The sequence below is a fragment of the Thermoflexus hugenholtzii genome, assembly GCF_018771565.1.
GTDB lineage: Bacteria > Chloroflexota > Anaerolineae > Thermoflexales > Thermoflexaceae > Thermoflexus > Thermoflexus hugenholtzii_A.
Genome location: NZ_CP076326.1, coordinates 2,862,728 through 2,882,805, shown reverse-complemented (window position 1 = coordinate 2,882,805; position 20,078 = coordinate 2,862,728). Strand labels below are relative to the sequence as shown.

Here is a 20,078-nt window from a genome sequence, read left to right as displayed (position 1 = left end):
CGCTTGTCCATCTCTCCCCGGAGGAGATCCATGCGCATCCTGGTCGCCGGCGGAGCCGGCTACATCGGCAGCATCGTGACGGAGCTCCTCCTCGAGGCCGGCCATGAGGTGGTGGTCTACGACAACCTGTGCCACGGCTTCCGAGCCGCCGTCCCGGAGGGCGCGCGGTTCGTCCATGGGGACATCGGGGACGGGGAACGGGTGGTGGAGACCCTGCGCCGGTGGCCTTGCCAGGCCGCCATGCACTTCGCCGCCTTCATCGAGGCCGGCGAGTCCATGGAGGAGCCTTTCAAGTATTTCCGGAACAACGTGGCCCACACCATCACCTTCCTGGAGGCCCTGCTGGCCGGCGGGGTGGATCGGGTGGTGTTCTCCTCTACCGCCGCCGTCTACGCCCCCGCCCCGGAGCCCCTGACGGAGTCTTCCCCCATCGGGCCGGTGAACGTCTACGGGGAGACCAAGGCGACCGTCGAGCGGATCCTGGGGTGGCTGCACCGAACCCGGGGCCTGCGCTACGCGGCGCTGCGCTATTTCAACGCCGGAGGGGCCACGGCGACGCGGGGGGAGGATCATCGGCCGGAGAGCCATCTGATCCCCCGCATCCTGGAGGTGGCCCTGGGCCGCCGGCCTTACGTGGAGATCTACGGGACCGATTACCCCACCCGCGATGGGACCTGCATCCGGGATTACATCCACGTGGTGGATCTCGCCCGGGCCCACCTCCTGGTCCTGGAGGCCCTCTCCGAGCGGCCGGCGATGGTCTACAACGTGGGGACGGGGACCGGCTACACCGTCCGGGAAGTGCTGGAGGTCTGCCGGCGGGTGACCGGCCACCCCATCCCGGCCCGGGAGGGGCCGCGCCGGCCTGGGGACCCGGTGATGCTGGTGGCCTCCCCGGAGGCCATCCGCCGGGATCTGGGCTGGACGCCGGAGCACACTTTGATCGACATCGTGGCCAGCGCCTGGCGCTGGATGCAGGCGCACCCCCACGGATACCCGGAGTAAGAGACTACCGGCCCAGCCATCGGATCAACGCCACGCACAGCACCAGCGCCGTGCAGGCGATCGCCAGGGCGAGCACCGGGTAAACCAGGAAAGCCAGGGTCAGGCCGGGGAAATCGATCCGCTCCGGCGAGGAGAGCCGGGCCCCGCAGACCGGGCACTTGTTCGAGCGTGCGGACACCATCGCCCGGCACCGCGGGCAGGCCATCACCGGAGGCTGTTCCGGGGAGGCATCTCCCTCCATCCTCACAGCCATCCCTCCTTTCGCATCCTCAGGGCCAGCAGGAGCAGGAAGGGAAGCAGCCCCATCATCCCGCCGGCACAGACGGGCAGGGAGCGAATCGGCCGCCACGTGACCCGCAGGGTGACCGTCGTCTGATCGGGGCTGAGCGGCACCTCCCAGCGGATCCGACGCCCGTCCACCTGCGCATTGCCCCGCGGCGCGTAATCGATCACCGGACCGGGGAGCTCCAGCTCATAACGCAGCCGGAACCCGGCCGCCCGCAGCAAGGAGAGATCCTCCGGGGAGAGCGAAGGCTCCCCCGCAGCGATCCGCAGGCGCTCCAGGATGCCCGCGATGGAGAGGGTGGCCGTGAGGACCTGGAGATCCCCCTGGGGCTCCACCGTGATGCGCTCCAGGCCGGCCAGGGGATCGCCCTCGGGGAGCCGGTTCAGATCCTCCAGGGAAGAAAGCGTCCGGCGCAGGCGGATCCCCTCCTGGTCCCGGGCGGCGTCCCGAAACCGCTCGACGCCCCACCCGGAAGCCTCCGCCATGCGCCCCAGGGATTCCAGGGGCTGGACCGCCGCGGTCTGCAGCAGCACGCGGTCCACCGCCACCGCCACCGTCCGCTCCGCCGCGCCGTCGGCCCGCAGCCGCGTGTGAACGCTCAGGGTGAGGCAACCGCTGAGGAGCGAAGCGGCGAGAAGGCTGACGAACAGCCTCCCGAAGAGCGCCCTCATCGGGCTCCCTCCGGACCCGAAGGCCAGGGGGGAAGTTCGGGAGCCTCCGCCAGCGCCCGAGCCTGGGCCTCCAGCAGCGCCGCGATGCCCTTGCGGGCCAGCTCCATCAGCGCGGCGAACTCCTCCGCGGTGAAGGGCCGCCCCTCCGCCGTCCCCTGGATCTCCACGAAGCGTCCGTCCCCGGTCATCACCACGTTGAAATCCACCTCGGCGACGCTGTCCTCCGCGTAGCACAGGTCCAGGCGCGGCTCCCCTTCCACGATCCCCACGCTGACCGCGGCGACGGGCGTGCGGAGGACTTCGGGGGGGACGAGGCCGGCGGCGATCAGGCGGCGCAGGGCCAGAACGACGGCCACGTAGCCACCGGTGATGGCCGCTGTGCGGGTGCCGCCGTCCGCCTGGATCACGTCGCAATCCACGATCAGGGTGCGCTCCCCCAGGTGCTCCAGGTTGAGGGCCGCGCGCAGGCTTCGGCCGATCAGGCGCTGGATCTCCTTCGTCCGCCCGCTCTGCAACCCGGCCTCCCGGGGCGTCCGGGTGTGGGTGCTCCGGGGCAGCATGGCGTATTCCGCCGTCAGCCAGCCCCGGCCCTGCCCTTTCAGCCAGGGGGGGACGCTCTCCTCCACGGTGACGTTGCACAGCACCCAGGTGCGCCCGGCCTCGATCCACACCGAGCCCTCCGCGTATTCCGTGAAACCGAGGCGGAAGCGAACCGGTCGCAGGGCGTCGTTCGAACGGCCGTCCGGTCGGGGCATCCGCTCCCTCCTCCGTTCGGGTCGCTGAGGTCTGTCGTCCTCATCCGGCGGAGGCCGGGAGGGCCCGCCGGGGGATCAGGCGGAGGCGGGCGATGCGCAGACCGTCCATGGCCTCCACCCGCAGGCGCACGTCGCCGGCCTCCACCTCGTCCCCCACCCGGGCGATGCGGCCCAGCCGGCCCAGCACGAACCCGGCGATGGTTTCATAGTAAGGATCCCGCAGGTCCAGCTGGAACCGTTCGTTGACCTCCTGGATCGGAAGCAACCCGCTGATCAGATAGGAGCCATCGGGCATGGCCACCACGTCCGGCTCCCTGGACTCCATCCGCTCGTGGAGCTCCCCCACCAGCTGCTCCAGCACATCCCGCAACGTGACCAGGCCCGAGGTCCCTCCGAATTCATCCACCAGGATGGCCAGGTGCTCCTCCCGCTCCCGGAACTGGCGGAGCAGGTCGTCCACGCGGATGGAGTCGGGCACCACCATCACCTCGCGACACAGATCGCGGGCCCGGACGGGTCGTCCGTCGCGCCAGGCGGCCAGGGCTTCCCGCAGATGCACCACCCCGATGATGTGGTCCAGATCTCCTTCGTAAACCGGGAACTTGTCGTAGCCGGTGCGGATGGCGGCTTCCAGGATCTGGTCGAGGGACGCATCGGCGGGGACGGCCACGATCTCCGTCCGGGGCACCATGATCTGGCGGGCGGGGATCTGCCCGAGGTCGAACACCGCCTCCAGGATCTCCTGCGCCTCCGGCTCCAGGAGCCCGGCCTCCCCCGACTCGTCGACGATCCGCTTCAGCTCCTCAATGGTATACATCATCCCATAACCGTCCGCGGAGATCCGCAGGGCGCGCAGCACCAGGTCAGTGGCCCGGTGCAGCAGCCAGACCAGCGGGCGCAGGAGCCAGTAGATCACCCGCATGGGGCCCAGGGCGACCAGGAGCACACGCTCGGAGGCCCGCAGGGTGGCGATCTTGGGCACCTGCTCCCCCAGCACGATCTGAAGGCCCAGGATGAAGGTCAGGTTCAGGAGGAGCGGGAGGACCTGAAGGAGGCTGCGGACCAGGGGGGCGGGCGGAGGGAGGCGCAACAGGCGGTCCAGGGTGGCCGCGAGGGTGCGTTCCCCGAACCAGCCCAGGGCCAGCCCGACCATGGTGATCCCCACCTGCACCGTGGCCAGGATCTCGTCCCGATGCCGAGCGTCCTCCAGCCAGCGCAGGGCGGTCCGCGCAGCCAGATTTCCGGACTCCGCCAGCACAGCGATGCGGCTCCGCCGGGCCGAGACCACGGCGTATTCCACCGCCGCGAAAAACGCGTTCAGGCCGATCAGGCCGAAAACCACCAGCCAGCGTAGCAATAGAGAACTGTCGTCCATCATCCGTCCCGGAGATCCCGCTCCCTCAGAAGTGTGCGGTCATTTCGATTTTGCACGATTGCAGGCTGCGGTCAAATCCCCCAACACCCCCGATCCCAAGGGCGTTGGCAGCCGGTTAGAGAACCGGGCTCCGTTTTCCGGAGAGGGATGGGCGGTGGATCCTGAGAGGTTTTGACAGCTCCCCCCCGGTAAGATTCCCTCTGCTATGTCCGTGCGCACATCTCGCTATCCGGGGTTCTATCGCCTCCCGCTCTCGGAGCGGGCCCGCTGGGTGGCCGAACAGGCCGGCCTGACCCCAGAGGAGCAGGCCTGGCTGAACAGCGGGGGTTTAACGTTAGAAGAAGCCGATCACATGGTGGAGAACGTGATCGGCCGGTTCGCCCTTCCGTTCGCGGTGGCGGTGAACTTCCAGGTCAACGGCCGGGAGGTCCTGATCCCGATGGTGATCGAGGAGCCCTCGGTGGTGGCCGCCCTCTCCCACGCCGCCCGGCTGGCCCGGGCAGGGGGTGGGTTCCGGGCGGGCAGCGAGGAGCCCCTCATGCGCGGCCAGATTCAGGTCGTGGACTTGCCCGATCTCTCGGCGGCGGCCCGGGCGGTGGAGGACCTTCAGGAGGAGGTCCGGGTGGTGGCGGAGGCGGCGACCCCCTCCATCGTGGCCCGGGGCGGCGGCTTCCGCGGCCTGGAGGTGGCCTCCTTCCCCGAGTCCCCAGTGGGGCCGATGCTGGTCGTGTATCTCTTCTACGACGTCCGGGACGCGATGGGGGCCAACGCGGTCAACACGGTCTGCGAGGCCGTGGCTCCCCTCATCGCCCGGGCGACCGGAGGGCGGGTGGTGCTGCGCATCCTCTCGAACCTGGCGGACCGCCGGCGGGCGTGGGCCGAGGTGCGGATCCCGGCGGAGGCCCTGGGGACGCCGGAGCTGCCGGGCGATCAGGTGATCCGGGGGATCCTGGAGGCCCAGGCCCTGGCGGAGGTGGATCCCTACCGGGCGGCGACGCACAACAAAGGGATCATGAACGGCATCGACGCCGTGGCCCTGGCCACCGGCAACGACTGGCGGGCCATCGAGGCCGGCGCCCACGCCTATGCCGCCCGGGACGGCCGCTACCGTCCCCTCACCCAATGGTGGCAGGACGAAACCGGCGCCCTGTGCGGACGGATCGAGCTGCCCCTGGCCGTGGGGATCGTGGGGGGAGCCACCCAGGCTCATCCGCTGGCCCGGGTGGCGTTGAAGATCCTGGGCGTCACCTCTGCCCGGGAGCTGGCCGAGATCATGGCGGCCGTGGGCCTGGCCCAGAACCTGGCGGCCCTGCGGGCCCTGGCGACGGAGGGGATCCAGCGAGGGCATATGGCCCTGCACGCCCGGCAGATCGCCATGGCCGCCGGCGCCACCGGCGCCGAGATCGATGCCATCGCCGATCAGATGGTGGCGGAGGGGAACATCCGCCTGGCCCGCGCTCGCGAGCTGCTGCAGGCCTGGCGGGCTCAGGCAGGGGAAATCCACAAAGGGGGATAACTCCGGTGCCCTATCGCGTGGGTCTGGAGCGCGGCGCGGAAGGCGGGCATCTGGCCTGGGTCCTGGATTACCCGGGCTGCTTCGCCTTCGGCCCTACCGAACGGGAGGTCCTGGCCCGGATCCCCGAGGCCATTCGAGACTACTTCGCCTGGCTGGGCGCCCATGGCATCCCCGCCGCCGGCCCGGGTGTCCCGGAGGATTTCCGGGTGGTGGAGATCTTCGAGGTTTACACCATCAACGAGCGATTCGAGCGGGGCGGCACCCGCGAGATCAACGCCTGGTTCCTGGACGACTGGCGGCCGCTGACCGAGGAGGAGGTGGAATTCGCCCTGCAGGTGCTGGCCGCCTCCCGGAAGGACCTGCAGGCGGCGGTGGCCGGGCTGCCCGACCCGGTCCTGGATACCGTGCTGCCCGGCCAGCGATGGTCCATGCGGGGAGTCCTGCGCCATGTGGCCCGGGGGGAGAACTGGTATCTCAGCCGCTTAGGACGGGAGGTGAAGGATCCCCCCGCCGAGGTATGGGCGCACCTGGAGACGGTGCGCCGGGCCCTGGAGCAGGCCCTTCAGGACTGGATCGGCCGGTCCCTCGTGGTCGGCGTGGAGGGGGAGTTCTGGTCCCCCCGCAAGGTGTTGCGCCGGGCGGCGTGGCACGAGCGGGACCACATCGCCCATCTCCATCAGCTGCGCCGGGCGCTGGGCTGGGAACCCGGCCCCTGAACGCAATGGGGTGGGAGCCGCCTCCGCCGCGACCGATGATGACGAGAGATAAGGGGCCGTCCACGAATCGGGAGCACGAATACACGAATGGGGGAAACCATCCTGTAGGAGCGGCTTCAGCCGCGACCTTTCCGTCATCGAAAACCAGAGGCTGGGCGTTGCCGGAGCGGCTTCCGTCGCAACCCTTGCGTCATCGAAGACGGGAGGTTCGGGGCGAAAGCCTCTCCTACAGAAACCATCTTTTTGTAGGAGCGGCTTTAGCCGCGACCCTTGCGTCATCGAGAACCGGAGGTTGGGAGTTATCGGAGCGGCTTTCATTGCGACCCTTGCGTCATCGAGGACGGAGGTTCGGGGCGAAAGCCCCTCCTACAGGAGGATCAACGTCTGTAGGAGCGGCTTTAGCCGCGACCTTTCCGTCATCGAGGACGGAGGTTCAGAGTTATCAGAGCGGCTTTCGCCGCGACCTCTGCGTCATCGAAGACAAAGGGGTTCGGGGCGAAAGCCCCTCCTACCAAAAACCGATTTTCGTAGGAGCGGCTTCAGCCGCGACCTTTCCGTCATCGAAAACCAGAGGCTGGGAGTTGCCGGAGCGGCTTCCGCCGCGACCTTCGCGACCCTGACAGGATCGAAGCCCAAGCGCGGGGCGAAAGCCCCTCCTGAGTAAGCCGAAATCCATTTCGGCACCTTTCGCCGCGACGTTTGATGGCGCTTCCGTTGTGGACCCGTCCCGGCGAAGAAACGAGCGAACAGTCACCGATCGGAGGTTTCCGATGCTGGAGAACGGCCATCGGATCATGAAGCCGGCCCGGCCGGTGGGGATCGTGGGCTACGGCGCCTACGTCCCCCGTTACCGGCTGCCGGGCGTGGAGATCTCCCGGCTATGGACCGGCGGGGCGGAGCCGCCCCCCATCCGGGAGAAAGCAGTGCCCGGGCCCGATGAGGACGTGGTGACCATGTCCATCGAAGCCGCCCGCAACGCCCTGGCCCGGGCGGGCATCCCGCCCAACCGCCTGCGGGCGGTGTGGGTGGGCAGCGAGTCCCACCCGTATGCGGTCAAGCCCAGCGGCACCATCGTCGCCGAGGCCCTCGGGGCCACGCCCTTCGTGCAGGCCGGCGACTGGGAGTTCGCCTGCAAGGCGGGGACCGAGGCGATGCAGGCGGCGGTGGGCCTGGTGGGCTCCGGGATGGCGGATTACGCCATGGCCATCGGGATGGACACCGCCCAGGGACGGCCGGGGGACGCCCTGGAATACACCGCCGGGGCCGGGGGAGCGGCCTTCCTCATCGGCCCCGCCGAGGAGAGCCTGGCGGTCCTGGAGGGCTCCCTCTCCTACGTGACGGACACCCCGGACTTCTGGCGGCGGGCCCACGCCCGCTACCCGGAGCATGGAGGGCGCTTCACCGGCGAGCCCGCCTACTTCCATCACATCACCGAGGCCGCCCGGCGCCTGATGGAGGCCCTGGGAATGCGGCCGGAGGATTACGCCTACGCGGTCTTCCATCAGCCCAACGTCAAGTTCCCCCAGAAGGTCGCGGCGATGCTCGGGTTCCGCCCCGAGCAGATCCGGACCGGCCTGCTGGTGGATGAGATCGGCAACACCTATGCCGGGTCCTGTCTCATCGGGCTCACGGCCATCCTGGACGAGGCTCAACCCGGCGATCGGATCCTGGCGGTCTCCTTCGGTTCCGGAGCGGGATCCGACGCTTTCTCCTTTGTGGTCACCGAGGCCATCCAGGAGCGCCGGGGCCGGGCGCCTCGGACCCGGGATTACATCGCCCGGCGGGTCGTGATCGATTACGCCACGTATGCGCGCTATCGCCGCAAGATCGTGATGGACACGGAAGGATAAGGAGGTCCGATGCGAGAGGTCGCCATCATCGGCATCGGTCAGACCCCGGTGGGGGAACACTGGGGCAGGGGGCTGCGGGAGCTGGCCCTGGAGGCCCTGGAGGCCGCCCTGCGGGACGCTGGGGTGGAGCGGGTGGACGCCCTGCTGGTCGGAAACATGCTTTCGGGTCAGATCGAGGCCCAGGAGCACCTGGGCGCGCTGGTGGCCGATTTCGCCGGGATGCACGGCGTGGAGGCCATGAAAGTCGAAGCCGCCTGCGCCTCGGGCGCGGCGGCCCTGCGCCTGGGCTACGCCATGGTCGCCGGCGGGCTGGCGGACCGGGTGGCGGTGGTGGGGGTGGAGAAGATGACCGACGCCTCCGGGGAGCAGATCACCGCGGCCCTGGCCACCGCGGCGGACGCGGAATACGAGGCGGTGCACGGGCTCACCTTCACCGCCCTCAACGCCCTGCTGATGCGCCGTTACATGCACGAACACGGCTACCGCCGGGAGGACTTCGCCCCCTTCTCCATCAACGCCCATCGCAACGCGGTCCACAACCCGTATGCCATGTTGCGGTTCCCCATCACGGCGGAGGCCTTCGCCTCGGCCCGGATGATCGCCGATCCCATCACGTTGCTCGATGCCTCGCCGGTCTGCGATGGGGCGGCGGCGGTGATCCTGTGCCCGGCGGAGGAAGCCCGGGCCTTCCAGGAGCGCCCGGTGCGCATCCGGGCCTCGGCGGTCGCCACCGACACCGTGGCGCTGCATGACCGACGGGATCCGCTCTGGCTGGAGGCGGTGGCCCTCTCCGCCCATCGGGCCTTTCAGCAGGCCGGGGTGGGCCCGGAGGACATCGACTTCTTCGAGCTGCATGATGCCTTCACGATCATGGCGGCCCTCTCTCTGGAGGCCAGCGGCTTTGCCCCCCGCGGGCGCGGGGTGGCCCTGGCCCTGGAGGGGGCGATCTTCCGGGAGGGGCGGCTGCCCATCGCCACCATGGGCGGGCTCAAGGCCCGGGGGCATCCGGTGGGCGCCACCGGCCTCTATCAGATCGTGGAGGCGGTCTTGCAGCTGCGGGGCCAGGCGGGCCCGAACCAGATCCCCCATGCCCGTTTGGGGATGACCCAGAACATCGGCGGCACCGGCGCCACGGTGATCACCCACATCCTGGAAGCGATGGATTGAAAGGAGGTTTCCCATGCATCCGGCACGCGCTTGGCGAGGACGACGGCAACGCTACGTCCTGGAAGGAGAGATCTGCGAAGGCTGCGGGGCGCGCCTGTTCCCGCCCCGGGACATCTGTCCGGAGTGCCAGCGGCCGGCCCGCACCCCCTATCCCTTCTCCGGCCGCGGGGAGGTGTATTCCTACACGGTGGTCTATGAGCCTCCCGCCGGCTATGAGGACCAGGCCCCCTACGTCGTGGCCCTCGTGAAGCTGGAAGAGGGTCCCCTGGTCTCGGCCATGCTCACCGATGTGCTGCCGGAGGAGGTTTACATCGGCATGCCCGTGGAGATGGTCACCCGCGTCCTCCATCGGCAGGGGGAGCGGGGCGTGATCGCCTACGGCTACAAGTTCCGCCCGGTCCTGCGGGCCGCGGTCCCCCAGGTCGCCCAGCCGGTCCCCGCCACCGCCTGACTGCGGGAAGCACCCGGGGCTGCCGCCTCCTGACGGCGGAGGCGGCAGCCCCGCCACAGGCGGCAGGAGGGCGTAACGCCCCCTTCTGGGGTCTCTCTTCTTGTTTGTTGACAAGCTGATCCGTGCCCTCCATACTAATCTCAGGGTGAGGATTCTCTATCGCTCCTGCTGCGTTTGCCCGAAAGGGGTATAGCCGTGGCGAGGCTTGAAGATCTGCGACCGAACGCCTGGATACGAGGAGTCCTTCCCGATGCGCATGTTCGCGTGATGAGCATCCGCTGGTTCGGCTCGGACGCCCTGGAGCTCACTTACAGGGATCCCACGGGTCGGGTGGGTCAGGTTCTGCTCTACCGAGATGATGAACCACGTTTGGAGGTGATCGAAGCCGGTCGCCCCTGGAGCTTCCAGGGCGATGGATCCCTGTTTCGCCTTGTCTCGGAGGCTTATCGGATTCGGCTCGCGTATCTCTTCGATCCGCTGCTGGCTGTTCACACTTCCCTCCTGGAGCCCCTGCCTCACCAGATCACAGCTGTTTATGAGGCCATGCTTCCCCGGCAGCCTCTGCGATTCCTGCTGGCTGATGACGCCGGAGCAGGCAAGACCATCATGGCAGGGCTTTTGATCAAAGAGCTGCTGCTCCGAGGCGATGTGCAACGTTGCATGGTTGTCTGCCCGGGCAACCTGGTGGAGCAATGGCAGGACGAGCTCTATCATCGCTTCCAGTTGCCTTTCGAGATCATGACGAATGACAAACTTGAGGCGGCGCGTACAGGAAACTGGTTCCTGGAGAACAACCTTGTGATCGTGCGCCTGGATAAGGCTGCCCGGGATGAATCGGTGCAGGCGAAGCTGTCGGCGCCGGAGTGTCGATGGGACCTGATCGTGGTGGATGAAGCGCACAAGATGTCGGCTACCTTCTTTGGAGGCGAAGTGAGATACACCAAGCGTTACAAACTCGGCCAGCTCCTCTCCAGTATCACCCGACATTTCCTGCTGCTCACCGCCACACCCCACAACGGAAAGGAAGAGGATTTTCAGCTTTTCCTGGCCCTGCTGGATGGAGATCGATTCGAGGGTCGCTTCCGAAGCGGCGTGCATCAGGTGGATGTCTCGGATCTCATGCGCCGGATGGTAAAAGAGAAGCTCGTTCGATTCGATGGCACTCCGCTCTTCCCCGATCGGTTCGCCCATACCGTCCCATATCGGCTCTCGGACCTGGAGGCGCGGCTCTATAAGGAAGTGACGGAGTACGTCCGGGAAGAGTTCGACCGCGCCGATGCCCTGGACGACGAGAGGCGCAGGGGCACCGTCGGATGGGCGCTCACCATTCTGCAGCGCCGGCTCGCGTCAAGCCCGGAAGCCATCTACCAGTCCTTGCGGCGGCGACGCGAGCGACTGGAAAGCCGCCTGCGGGAGCTGGACCTCCTGCAGCGAGGTGGGAAGGTAGCGATGCCTGCGGCCCTCAGCCCCGCGATCGATCCGGAGGAGATCGAGGAGCTGGAGGAGGCTCCGGAGGCAGAGGTCACCGAGAAAGAAGAAGAGGTCCTGGATCAGGCGACAGCGGCCCGCACCATTGAGGAGCTTCACGCGGAGATCACCACCCTCAAACGGCTGGAGGCTCTGGCCTGGCGCGTTCGGGCCAGCGGCGAGGATCGGAAGTGGCGGGAGCTCGCCAACCTTCTGAGCGAACTGTTCACGCCTGCCGCCATTCGGGGACAGCTCGCAGAGCCTGAGGAGGCATACGGCGAGGCACCTCCTCCCCGGCCTGTGCCTTCCCCCTATCACAAACTTGTGATTTTCACCGAACACCGCGACACCCTGAACTATCTCGTGGGACGGATCTCCACGCTCCTCGGCTGGCCTCAGGCGGTGGTTTACATCCACGGCGGCATGAGCCGCGAGGAGCGCCGCAAGGCCCAGGAGGCTTTCCTGCATGACCCCGAGGTCCGGGTGCTCGTGGCTACCGACGCGGCAGGCGAAGGCATCAACCTGCAGCGGGCGCACCTGATGATCAACTACGACTTGCCCTGGAATCCCAACCGCATCGAGCAACGCTTCGGTCGGATCCACCGCATCGGCCAGACAGAGGTCTGCCACCTGTGGAACCTGGTAGCGATCGAGACGCGGGAGGGCGACGTCTACTACGCCCTGTTGAAGAAACTGGAGGAAGCGCGTAAAGCCTTAGGGGGCAAGGTCTTTGACGTCCTGGGCAAACTGCAGTTCGAGGGCTGCCCCCTCCGGGAGCTGCTCATCGAAGCCATCCGCTACGGCGAGCGACCGGAGGTGAAGGCCAGGCTCTCCCGGGCGATCGACCGGGCTCTGGATATCGAGCACCTGCAGAACCTGGTGGAAGAACGGGCTCTGGCCCATGAGATCATCGACTCTGAACGGCTCCGCCGCATCCGGGAAGATCTGGAGCGAGCGCAAGCCAGACGCTTGCAGCCTCACTACATCGAGTCCTTCTTCCTGGAGGCCTTCCGGCACCTGGGCGGCACAATCCGCCAGCGGGAGCCCCGGCGCTACGAGGTGACCCACGTGCCCGCCGCGTTGCGGCACCGCGACCGTCTCATCGGGACCAGGGAGCCCATCCTCCACCGCTACGAACGCATCACCTTTGAGAAGGAGCTCGTTGCTCCGCTGGGCCGACCTCTCGCGGCTTTCATCTGCCCGGGCCATCCGCTTCTGGACGCCGTTGTGGACTTGATCCTGGAGCGCTATCGGGACCTGCTTCGCCAGGGGACAGTGCTCGTGGACGACCGTGACCCGGGTGACCAGCCTCGGGTGATCTTCTATCTGGAGCACGCGATCCAGGACGCCAGCGTCACCCGGACCGGCGAGCGGCGCGTGATCTCCCGCCGGATGCTGTATGTGGAGCTGGATTCAAACGGCAACGCCCGCAACGCGGCCTACGCCCCCTACCTGGACTACCGCCCCCTTCGCGAGGACGAACCGCGGCCCGAGGAGATCCTCGTCCGTCCGGAGTGCAGCTGGATCACACAGGATCTGGAGGCCAGAGCCGTCGAGTATGCGGTAACCCGGGTGGTGCCGGAGCATCTGGAGGAAGTGCGCCGGCGTCGCCTGGAGTGGATTGAGAAGACCCGGGCTGCCGTGAAAGATCGCCTGACCAAGGAGATCGCCTACTGGGACCACCGGGCGGAGGAGCTGCGGCTGCAGGAGCAGGCGGGGAAGCCGAACGCCCGCCTCAACTCTCAGGAGGCCCGCCGTCGGGCGGATGAGCTGGCCGCTCGGCTGCACAGGCGGTTGCAACAACTGGACCTCGAGGCCCAGATCTCTCCCCTTCCACCTGTGGTGATGGGAGGCTTCGTCGTCGTGCCCGCCGGCCTTCTGGCGAGGATGCAGGGCAGGCCTATGTCGGGGAAGGCGCACACCGTCGACACGCAGTCCATCGCCGCCCGGGCACGGGCCATCGTGATGGAGATCGAGCGGCGCCTGGGCTACGAGCCCGTGGACCGGGAGTCCGAGCACCTGGGCTATGATATCGAGAGTCGCGACCCCCGAACCGGCCGGCTCCGGTTCATCGAGGTGAAGGGGCGGGAGAGCGGAGCGGATGTGATCACGGTTACCCGCAATGAGATCCTTACAGCCCTCAACAAACCCGACGACTACATCTTGGCCATCGTGGAATTCCTGAGCGACGGACGCCACCGCGTTCACTACCTCCGCCGTCCCTTCCGGCGGGAGCCGGACTTCGGGGTGACGAGCGTCAACTATGACTTCGCCGAGTTGATTACACGAGCGGAGGAACCGCGATGAAGATGCGTCAACTGCGCATTCATAACTATCGCAGCATCAAGGATCTCACGATACAAGTTCCCGACATGCTCGTTCTCGTGGGGCCAAACAACAGTGGAAAGTCCAATATTCTACGCGCAATCGAATTCGGGCTGTCTGCATCTGCCAAACCCAATCCTGAGGACTTCTTCTCATTCCGCTCAGAAGATGAGCTTTGGGTGGAGATGACTTTCGATCGTCTGACCGAGCAGGAAGAGAGCACATTTCGCGAATATCTTAGCGATGATAAGACGATCAGAATTCAAAAAATCGCTAAGCTTGGAGAGGATGGAAAGATTGAAATCGAATACAAAGGGCACGTCCAAAAGTCGGACCATTGGCAAACAATTCCCAAGAATACCATAGGTGGTGGGGGCCTACCCGAGTTCCTCCTTATCCCGGCGGTCCGGGAACTGAGCAAGGAGCTCGAGACCCGCACTACTGCCTTCTTCGGACGTATTCTTCGGCTTGCTATGAAGATAATAGTCGAGCAAGAAGAAGATTCTCAAGAAGAAGATTCTAGCGAGGCCACAGAGCAGATTCGAAAGATTCTCTCAAAAAAGTCAGGAGCACTCGCATGGCTCGAGGAAAAACTGAATTCTAGGTTGGGTTCCTGGAATACAAAGGTTAAGATAAACATTACCCCTCTAGACATTGAAAAACTCCTTGAGCTTAGCACACAGCTACATTTGGACGACGGAGTTGAAACACCTCCGGAGAGGAAAGGTCATGGTCTTCAACGAGCTGTCCTGTTCGAGCTGGTGCGCGTTTGGGCGGAATCTCTCGGACTGAGCGGGGCTTCCACTCGGCGACGCGTCCCAGATTCTGTGTTCTTTGCTATAGAGGAACCGGAAATTTTTCTCCACCCGCACGCCCAGCGCCAGCTCATGGCATCCCTTGTAGACATTGCGAAAGATAAGAACTACCAAGTGTTCATCAGCACGCACTCGACCCACTTCATTGACCTGGAGGACTATGGAAGAATTGCCATCCTCACCAAGCCTAGTCCAGAGGAAGGAACGCAAGTGAAGCAGTGCACACAAAATCTCTTCACTGGGCAGGATGCCGAGAACCGTAAGCGCCGTTTCCATATGGCAGCATGGGTGAATCCCGATCGAAGCGAGCTGTTCTTCGCCCAAAAAGTTGTTCTCGTCGAGGGAGAAACAGAGAAGGCCGTCCTCCCATTCTTGGCCAAAAAGTTGGGCTGCTTTGATCCAGCCGTGAGTGTGATTGACTGCGGATCAAAGGGTAATCTGCCTCTTTATATCCAGATCCTTAACGCATTTGGCATTCATTACTTTGTGCTACACGATGAGGACTCAAAATACGACAAGCTGAATCAAGAAATTCAGAGGCTCGTGGATAAGAATTTAGGAGAAGTAGAGGTGTTGAGTCCGAACTTCCACAAAGTTGCGGGAATCTCCAGGAAGCAGGCAGAGAAAAAGGGGAATGCGCTTGCTGCTCTGGACCACTTCGACCAAATGGATGTGAAAGACATTCCTGAGCGCATCGCGAATATAGTTCAGAAGGCATATAGAGTGCGCAGAGAAACCGAGAATGAACCGCAGTAGAAGGTAACGAGCATGGGCTGCGATATGTTGTTTAACGACGGAAGCCTATACGATTGGTTGCAGGACCGGCTCCAGCAGGCTCTGGAAGAAGCGAACTCCATCTCAGCGGACCAGGTCCTTGACATACCCGAGGCTGACCTGCTAAAGGAGATGATGGAACGGTATCAGGTAGAGCCGCCCGTCCTGCATCTCAACCTTCAGTACACGCGAGGCGCGCAGGATGTCCGCATCGATGTCAGCCAAGATCCGCAGCGAGTTATTTGGGATAGGACGAGGCCTTATCACGTGCAGGGCACCCGGATCGAAGTTCGCATCCCATTTGAAGGGGAAGCAGAGCTCTTCCGACTCTGTCCCAACACCTCGACGATCAACTTTCCTGTTGGGAGGATAGAAAGCCAAGAGCTCGTAATTTGGCATGAAGCCCCTTCCGACTCTCTGGATCCGCAGTATTTCGAACAACAGATCCGCAGAAATATTGAGCTGATCGAAAAATATCTACAGTGGACAAAGAACGATTGTATTCGCTTCAATTGGCAATTAAAGGAAAAATTGAATATAGCAATCCGAAGAAGGAAGGAGAAGGTGCTTAAGGACCGGCAACTGGAGGCGTATCTGCGAATTCCGATTCAACAGCGCCCGGACCCGAACCGAGTTCTCTCCGTGCCCATACAGCCACGGCGCCTGGCAGCGTCATCCGAGAGCATGCGCCCAGGCAGCACAAAGCCTTTTGTTCCAGAGCCCGCAATAAGTCAGGAGGATTATGCAGAGATTCTCGCAGTGATCCGCAGCTGGCGTGACCTGGTCGAGCGTCTGCCCAAGACGTTTCAACGGATGCCTGAGGGGGTGCTCCGGGATATCTTGCTCGTGGTGTTGAACAACCAGTTTGGGTCAGTAGGCGCTGAAGTCTTCAGCCGGAAGGGCAAAACGGACATATTCCTCTGGCATGAGAGAGGGGCTGTCTTCATCACCGAGTGCAAGGTCTGGAGGGGTCCGAAGGCCTTCAGGAAGGCTGTAGATCAGCTCTTAGGCTATCTTGTGTGGAGAGATACGAAGAGCGCGCTGGGGGTGATGGTGCACAACCGGGATGTAACCTTTGTTCTAAATCAAGCGGATCAAGTGTTCAAGGAGCATCCGAACTACAAGCGGCAGGAACCCAATATAGCGGGGTTTCCGGTCTATGTGCTTCACCACGAAGGGGACCAGGCTCGCGAAATCCAGATAGCTCTCGTGCTGGTAGCTGTGCCGACAGATCAGGATGTATCCCGCCATCAAACTCAGGAAGATGATGAGTTATGACAACGAGGAAGCTTATCGAAGTGGCGCTGCCCTTGCAGGAGATCAACGATGCCTCGGCGTATGACAAGATGCCGGGCATCGGGCCGCACCCGAAGGGCATTCACCACTGGTGGGCGCGGTTGCCGCTGCCGGTGGCACGGGCGGTGCTCTTCGCTTCGGTAGTGGATGATCCCTCGAGCCACCCGCAGAAGTTCCCCACCGAGGAGGCCCAGGCACGGGAGCGGGAGCGCCTCTTCGGCATCATCCGGAAGATGATGCAACCCCAGCTCCACAAGCACCCGGAGATCTACGCCGAGGCGCGGGCGGAGATGCTCAAACACTGTGATGGCAAGCTCCCGCCCCTGCTCGACCCCTTCGCCGGCGGGGGCTCAATCCCACTGGAAGCGGCCCGGCTGGGGCTGGAGGCCTACGCCGGCGACCTGAACCCCGTGGCGGTGCTCCTCAACAAATGCTACCTGGAGCTGGTGCCACGGTGGGCCGACCACCCGCCGGTGAACCCGGAATGGAGGAACCCCTTGCTCAGAGCGCCGGCTTCCAGCCGGCAAGGGCCAGCCATCGAACATCGGGGCTGGACCTCCCGAGGCTACCTCCCCCATTTCGATAACCCGCACGTCCTGCAGAGCATCACTTTCCGGCTAGCCGACGCCGTTCCTCGACACGTGATCGCCAAGTGGAAGGAGGAGCTCCGGCTCGTCGGCGATGAACCGGCCTCTGATCCCCGCATCATCGAACTCCGAAGACGCATCGAGAAGTATGAGGATGCCGGCCATGGCGCATGCTATCTCCGCAATCCACGCGTGGCGGAGATCGTCGAAGGGGCGCTGCTGCATTTCGACGGAATCCGCTATCGTCTGCTGGCCTGGTGCATCATGCCCAATCACGTCCACGTGCTGATCGAGCCCATACCAGGATTCCCGCTCGCAGAGATCGTTCACTCCTGGAAGTCCTTCACCGCGAACCAGGCGAACCGGATCCTTGGTCGGACCGGCGAGTTCTGGCAGCGAGAGTATTACGACCGGTTCATCCGGGATGAGAGACACCTGCGAGCCGCCATCGAGTACATCGAGAACAACCCGGTGAAGGCTGGTCTGGCGCGCTCGCCGGAGGAATGGCGGTTCAGTAGCGCATATGCCCGAAGGGCTCTTCAGAGCGCTAGAGAACGCCGGCAGGATGCCGGCGCTCCCAGTGCCAGTGCCAGCAGTGCTGGCGCTACCAGTGCTAGTGTTTCCAGCTGGCAAGGTTCCGCAGGCCTCGCGGCCGACGTCCGCTACTACGGGCGGGTGATCCTGGAGCGGGCGCGGGAGCGGATCGGTCACCTCTACCCGCCGGTGAAGGTGACGGCCGAGATGGCCGCCGAGCACCCGCACCTTAAGCCCTACATGGGCAAAGAGCTTCCGGTCATCGCCTGGATTTGGGCACGGACGGTGCCAAGCCCAAACCCGGCCGCTCGTGGGGCGCCCGTGCCGCTCATGAGCACCTTCTGGCTGTCGAGCAAGAAGGGAAGCGAGGCGTGGCTCGAGCCGATGGTGAAATGGCCCAGGTGGCATTTCCGCGTGCGCATCGGCGCGCCGCCCAACCGCGAGGCAGTGAAGGCAGGGACGAAGACCGGCCGGGCGATGTTCCGCTGCCTCCTCACCGGTGATCCGATCCCGGACGACTACATCAAGGAGCAGGGGAAGGCCGGCCGGATGGGCACGCGCCTCGTGGCCATCGTGGCTGACACGGGCCGGGGCCGGGTGTACCTGCCCGCCACCGACGAGCATGAGGCCATCGCCCGCCAGGCACAGCCGGCATGGAGGCCGGAAGAACCCCTGCAGGAGAAAGCGGCCGATCAGCTGCCTCTTTATGGAATGCGTCATTATTCCCAGCTCTTCACTCCCCGCCAACTCACGGCAATGGTAACACTGTCGGACCTCATCCGAGAGGTGCGGGAGGAGGTGCGGCGGGATGCTGGGAGCGCCGGCTTCCAGCCGGCCGAAGCCGACGCCTACGCCAACACGGTGACCACCTTCCTGGCCCTGGCCCTGGACCGTTGCGCGGATTTCAACAACGCGCTGTGCAGGTGGAGCCCGGGCAATCAGAAGGCCATGAACCTGTTCGCGCGCCAAGCGATCCCGATGGTGTGGGACTTCGTCGAAGCAAATATCTTGGGCGACTCGGTCGGCGGCTGGGGCACTTGCGCCGACTACGTCGCCGAATGCATTGAGACGACGGCGACGTCACGAGAGGGCCACGCCCACCCCGTCGATGCCGCTAAGAGCATCGCCTTCCAGGCAGCCGATAAAGCCGGCAAGGATACCGGTGCCCTCAGCGCCGGCGCTCCTGGGTTCCTCGTCTCCACCGACCCGCCCTACTACGACAACATCGGCTACGCCGCCCTCTCGGACTTCTTCTACGTGTGGCTACGGCGCACCATCGGCGACCTCTACCCCAACCTCTTCGGCACGATCCTGGTGCCCAAGGAGCCGGAGCTGGTGGCGGCGCCCGAGCGCTTCGGCGGCGACAGGCGCAAGGCCAAGGAGCACTTCGAGCAGGGCTTCCGCCGGGCTTTCGCCATCTTACGAGAGAAGATGGATCCGCGCTTTCCCCTCACCGTCTATTACGCCTTCAAGCAGGACGACGAGGAGAGCGGCGCGGACGAAGAGGCTGGGAGCGCCGCCTTCCAGGCGGCAAATAAGGCCGGCAAAGATGCCGGCGCCCTCAGGATTGACCGCACCACCGGCTGGGAGACGATGCTCACCGCCCTCGTCGAGACCGGCTTTCAGATCACCGCCACCTGGCCGGTGCGCTCGGCCCAGAAGTGGCGTCAGAACGCCATGGGTGCCAACGCCCTCGCCTCTTATATCGTGCTGGCCTGCCGACCCCGGCCCGCCGACGCCCCGCAGACCGACCGCCGCTCCTTCGTAGCCGAGCTCAAGCGCGAGCTACCGACAGCACTCCGGCACCTCCAGCAGGGGAACATCGCCCCGGTGGACTTCGCCCAGGCGGCCATCGGCCCCGGCATGGCGATCTACTCCAAATACAGCCGCATCCTGGAGGCGAGCGGCCGGCCCATGAGCGTGCGCACGGCGCTGGCCCTCATCAACCAGACCCTCACCGAGGTGCTCTCGGAGCAGGAGGACGAGTTCGACGCCGATACCCGCTGGGCCATCGCCTGGTATGAGCAGCACGGCTTTGAGGAGGGGGAGTTCGGGGAAGCGGAGCTGCTCAGCAAGGCCAAGGTGACCTCAGTGAGCGGCCTGGAAGAGGCAGGGATCATATACGCCAGGGGGGGAAAGGTGCGCCTCCGCCGCCCTGAGGAGCTGCCCAAGGACTGGGACCCGGCTAAGGACCGCCACGTGCCTGTCTGGGAGGCGACGCACCATTTGGTGCGGATCTACTATCATGAAAAGCGAGGGGACATGGCCACCGCCGAACTCCTGCGCAAGCTGGGCTCCCGGGGAGACCTGGCTCGCGACCTTGCCTACCGGCTCTTCGCCATTGCCGAGAAAAAGGGACGCTCGCAGGACGCGCAAGCCTACAACGCCCTGGTCCTGGGTTGGCCTGAGCTGGCGCGGCTGGCGCGGGAGCGGCCATCAGCCACGCCCTCACTGTTCGCGGCCGGGGAGGAAACCTAACAATAAGGTA

General features: G+C 65.1%; 14 protein-coding genes. 10 read left to right on the top strand and 4 right to left on the bottom strand.

All coding sequences use genetic code 11. The features are described from left to right. Nucleotides 1-30 precede the first annotated feature (30 nt). Nucleotides 31-1,005: a UDP-glucose 4-epimerase GalE gene (gene galE / locus KNN16_RS13060; protein WP_303897443.1), complete on the top strand. Its 975-nt coding sequence runs from the start codon at nucleotides 31-33 to the stop codon at nucleotides 1,003-1,005. Between the two features lie 4 nt (nucleotides 1,006-1,009). Here galE and KNN16_RS13055 read toward each other — a convergent pair whose 3' ends face one another. The 4 genes from KNN16_RS13055 to KNN16_RS13040 are packed head-to-tail and all read right to left on the bottom strand — an operon-like array spanning nucleotide 1,010 to nucleotide 4,095. Then, nucleotides 1,010-1,258: a hypothetical protein gene (locus tag KNN16_RS13055; protein ID WP_299282757.1), complete on the bottom strand. Its 249-nt coding sequence runs from the start codon at nucleotides 1,256-1,258 to the stop codon at nucleotides 1,010-1,012. After that, nucleotides 1,249-1,962 (bottom strand): hypothetical protein, encoded by a 714-nt coding sequence (locus KNN16_RS13050; protein ID WP_303897441.1) that lies wholly within the window; start codon nucleotides 1,960-1,962, stop codon nucleotides 1,249-1,251. The genes KNN16_RS13055 and KNN16_RS13050 overlap by 10 nt, the downstream gene beginning before the upstream one ends. Beyond that, nucleotides 1,959-2,717, bottom strand: a complete 759-nt coding sequence (rph, locus tag KNN16_RS13045; protein WP_299282762.1) for a ribonuclease PH — start codon at nucleotides 2,715-2,717, stop codon at nucleotides 1,959-1,961. The genes KNN16_RS13050 and rph overlap by 4 nt, the downstream gene beginning before the upstream one ends. Nucleotides 2,718-2,757: 40 nt before the next feature. Further along, the gene (locus KNN16_RS13040) at nucleotides 2,758-4,095 is read right to left on the bottom strand and encodes a hemolysin family protein (RefSeq protein WP_299282764.1); all 1,338 of its coding nucleotides are present in this window, start codon (nucleotides 4,093-4,095) and stop codon (nucleotides 2,758-2,760) included. A gap of 202 nt (nucleotides 4,096-4,297) precedes the next feature. Here KNN16_RS13040 and KNN16_RS13035 point away from each other — a divergent pair, with 202 nt between their 5' ends. The 9 genes from KNN16_RS13035 to KNN16_RS12995 all read left to right on the top strand — a co-directional run bounded on the left by KNN16_RS13035 (nucleotide 4,298) and on the right by KNN16_RS12995 (nucleotide 20,068). Beyond that, nucleotides 4,298-5,608, top strand: a complete 1,311-nt coding sequence (locus tag KNN16_RS13035; RefSeq protein ID WP_303897437.1) for a hydroxymethylglutaryl-CoA reductase, degradative — start codon at nucleotides 4,298-4,300, stop codon at nucleotides 5,606-5,608. Between the two features lie 5 nt (nucleotides 5,609-5,613). After that, nucleotides 5,614-6,324, top strand: a complete 711-nt coding sequence (locus KNN16_RS13030; RefSeq protein ID WP_303897435.1) for a DinB family protein — start codon at nucleotides 5,614-5,616, stop codon at nucleotides 6,322-6,324. Between the two features lie 770 nt (nucleotides 6,325-7,094). Then, entirely contained in the window at nucleotides 7,095-8,174 is a 1,080-nt protein-coding gene (locus KNN16_RS13025) for a hydroxymethylglutaryl-CoA synthase (RefSeq protein WP_303897433.1), read from the top strand. A 9-nt stretch (nucleotides 8,175-8,183) separates the two neighbouring features. After that, the gene (locus tag KNN16_RS13020) at nucleotides 8,184-9,341 is read left to right on the top strand and encodes a thiolase domain-containing protein (RefSeq protein ID WP_299282775.1); all 1,158 of its coding nucleotides are present in this window, start codon (nucleotides 8,184-8,186) and stop codon (nucleotides 9,339-9,341) included. A 13-nt stretch (nucleotides 9,342-9,354) separates the two neighbouring features. Further along, nucleotides 9,355-9,792, top strand: coding sequence for a Zn-ribbon domain-containing OB-fold protein (locus KNN16_RS13015; protein ID WP_299282778.1), 438 nt, complete (start codon nucleotides 9,355-9,357; stop codon nucleotides 9,790-9,792). A 195-nt stretch (nucleotides 9,793-9,987) separates the two neighbouring features. After that, the gene (locus KNN16_RS13010; protein WP_369685862.1) at nucleotides 9,988-13,566 is read left to right on the top strand and encodes a helicase-related protein; all 3,579 of its coding nucleotides are present in this window, start codon (nucleotides 9,988-9,990) and stop codon (nucleotides 13,564-13,566) included. After that, nucleotides 13,563-15,155 carry an ATP-dependent endonuclease gene (locus tag KNN16_RS13005; RefSeq protein WP_303897428.1) on the top strand — a complete coding sequence of 531 codons (1,593 nt, stop codon included), beginning with the start codon at nucleotides 13,563-13,565 and terminating at the stop codon, nucleotides 15,153-15,155. The genes KNN16_RS13010 and KNN16_RS13005 overlap by 4 nt, the downstream gene beginning before the upstream one ends. A 12-nt stretch (nucleotides 15,156-15,167) precedes the next feature. Further along, the gene (locus KNN16_RS13000) at nucleotides 15,168-16,451 is read left to right on the top strand and encodes a hypothetical protein (protein WP_303897427.1); all 1,284 of its coding nucleotides are present in this window, start codon (nucleotides 15,168-15,170) and stop codon (nucleotides 16,449-16,451) included. Further along, the gene (locus tag KNN16_RS12995; RefSeq protein ID WP_303897425.1) at nucleotides 16,448-20,068 is read left to right on the top strand and encodes a DUF1156 domain-containing protein; all 3,621 of its coding nucleotides are present in this window, start codon (nucleotides 16,448-16,450) and stop codon (nucleotides 20,066-20,068) included. The genes KNN16_RS13000 and KNN16_RS12995 overlap by 4 nt, the downstream gene beginning before the upstream one ends. Nucleotides 20,069-20,078 lie beyond the last annotated feature (10 nt).

Coding starts and splice junctions, on each gene's coding strand:
- galE (WP_303897443.1), top strand. CDS start 31: ATGCGCATCCTGGTCGCCGGCGGAGCCGGCTACATCGGCAGCATCGTG.
- KNN16_RS13055 (WP_299282757.1), bottom strand. CDS start 1,258: ATGGCTGTGAGGATGGAGGGAGATGCCTCCCCGGAACAGCCTCCGGTG.
- KNN16_RS13050 (WP_303897441.1), bottom strand. CDS start 1,962: ATGAGGGCGCTCTTCGGGAGGCTGTTCGTCAGCCTTCTCGCCGCTTCG.
- rph (WP_299282762.1), bottom strand. CDS start 2,717: ATGCCCCGACCGGACGGCCGTTCGAACGACGCCCTGCGACCGGTTCGC.
- KNN16_RS13040 (WP_299282764.1), bottom strand. CDS start 4,095: ATGATGGACGACAGTTCTCTATTGCTACGCTGGCTGGTGGTTTTCGGC.
- KNN16_RS13035 (WP_303897437.1), top strand. CDS start 4,298: ATGTCCGTGCGCACATCTCGCTATCCGGGGTTCTATCGCCTCCCGCTC.
- KNN16_RS13025 (WP_303897433.1), top strand. CDS start 7,095: ATGCTGGAGAACGGCCATCGGATCATGAAGCCGGCCCGGCCGGTGGGG.
- KNN16_RS13020 (WP_299282775.1), top strand. CDS start 8,184: ATGCGAGAGGTCGCCATCATCGGCATCGGTCAGACCCCGGTGGGGGAA.
- KNN16_RS13015 (WP_299282778.1), top strand. CDS start 9,355: ATGCATCCGGCACGCGCTTGGCGAGGACGACGGCAACGCTACGTCCTG.
- KNN16_RS13005 (WP_303897428.1), top strand. CDS start 13,563: ATGAAGATGCGTCAACTGCGCATTCATAACTATCGCAGCATCAAGGAT.
- KNN16_RS13000 (WP_303897427.1), top strand. CDS start 15,168: ATGGGCTGCGATATGTTGTTTAACGACGGAAGCCTATACGATTGGTTG.
- KNN16_RS12995 (WP_303897425.1), top strand. CDS start 16,448: ATGACAACGAGGAAGCTTATCGAAGTGGCGCTGCCCTTGCAGGAGATC.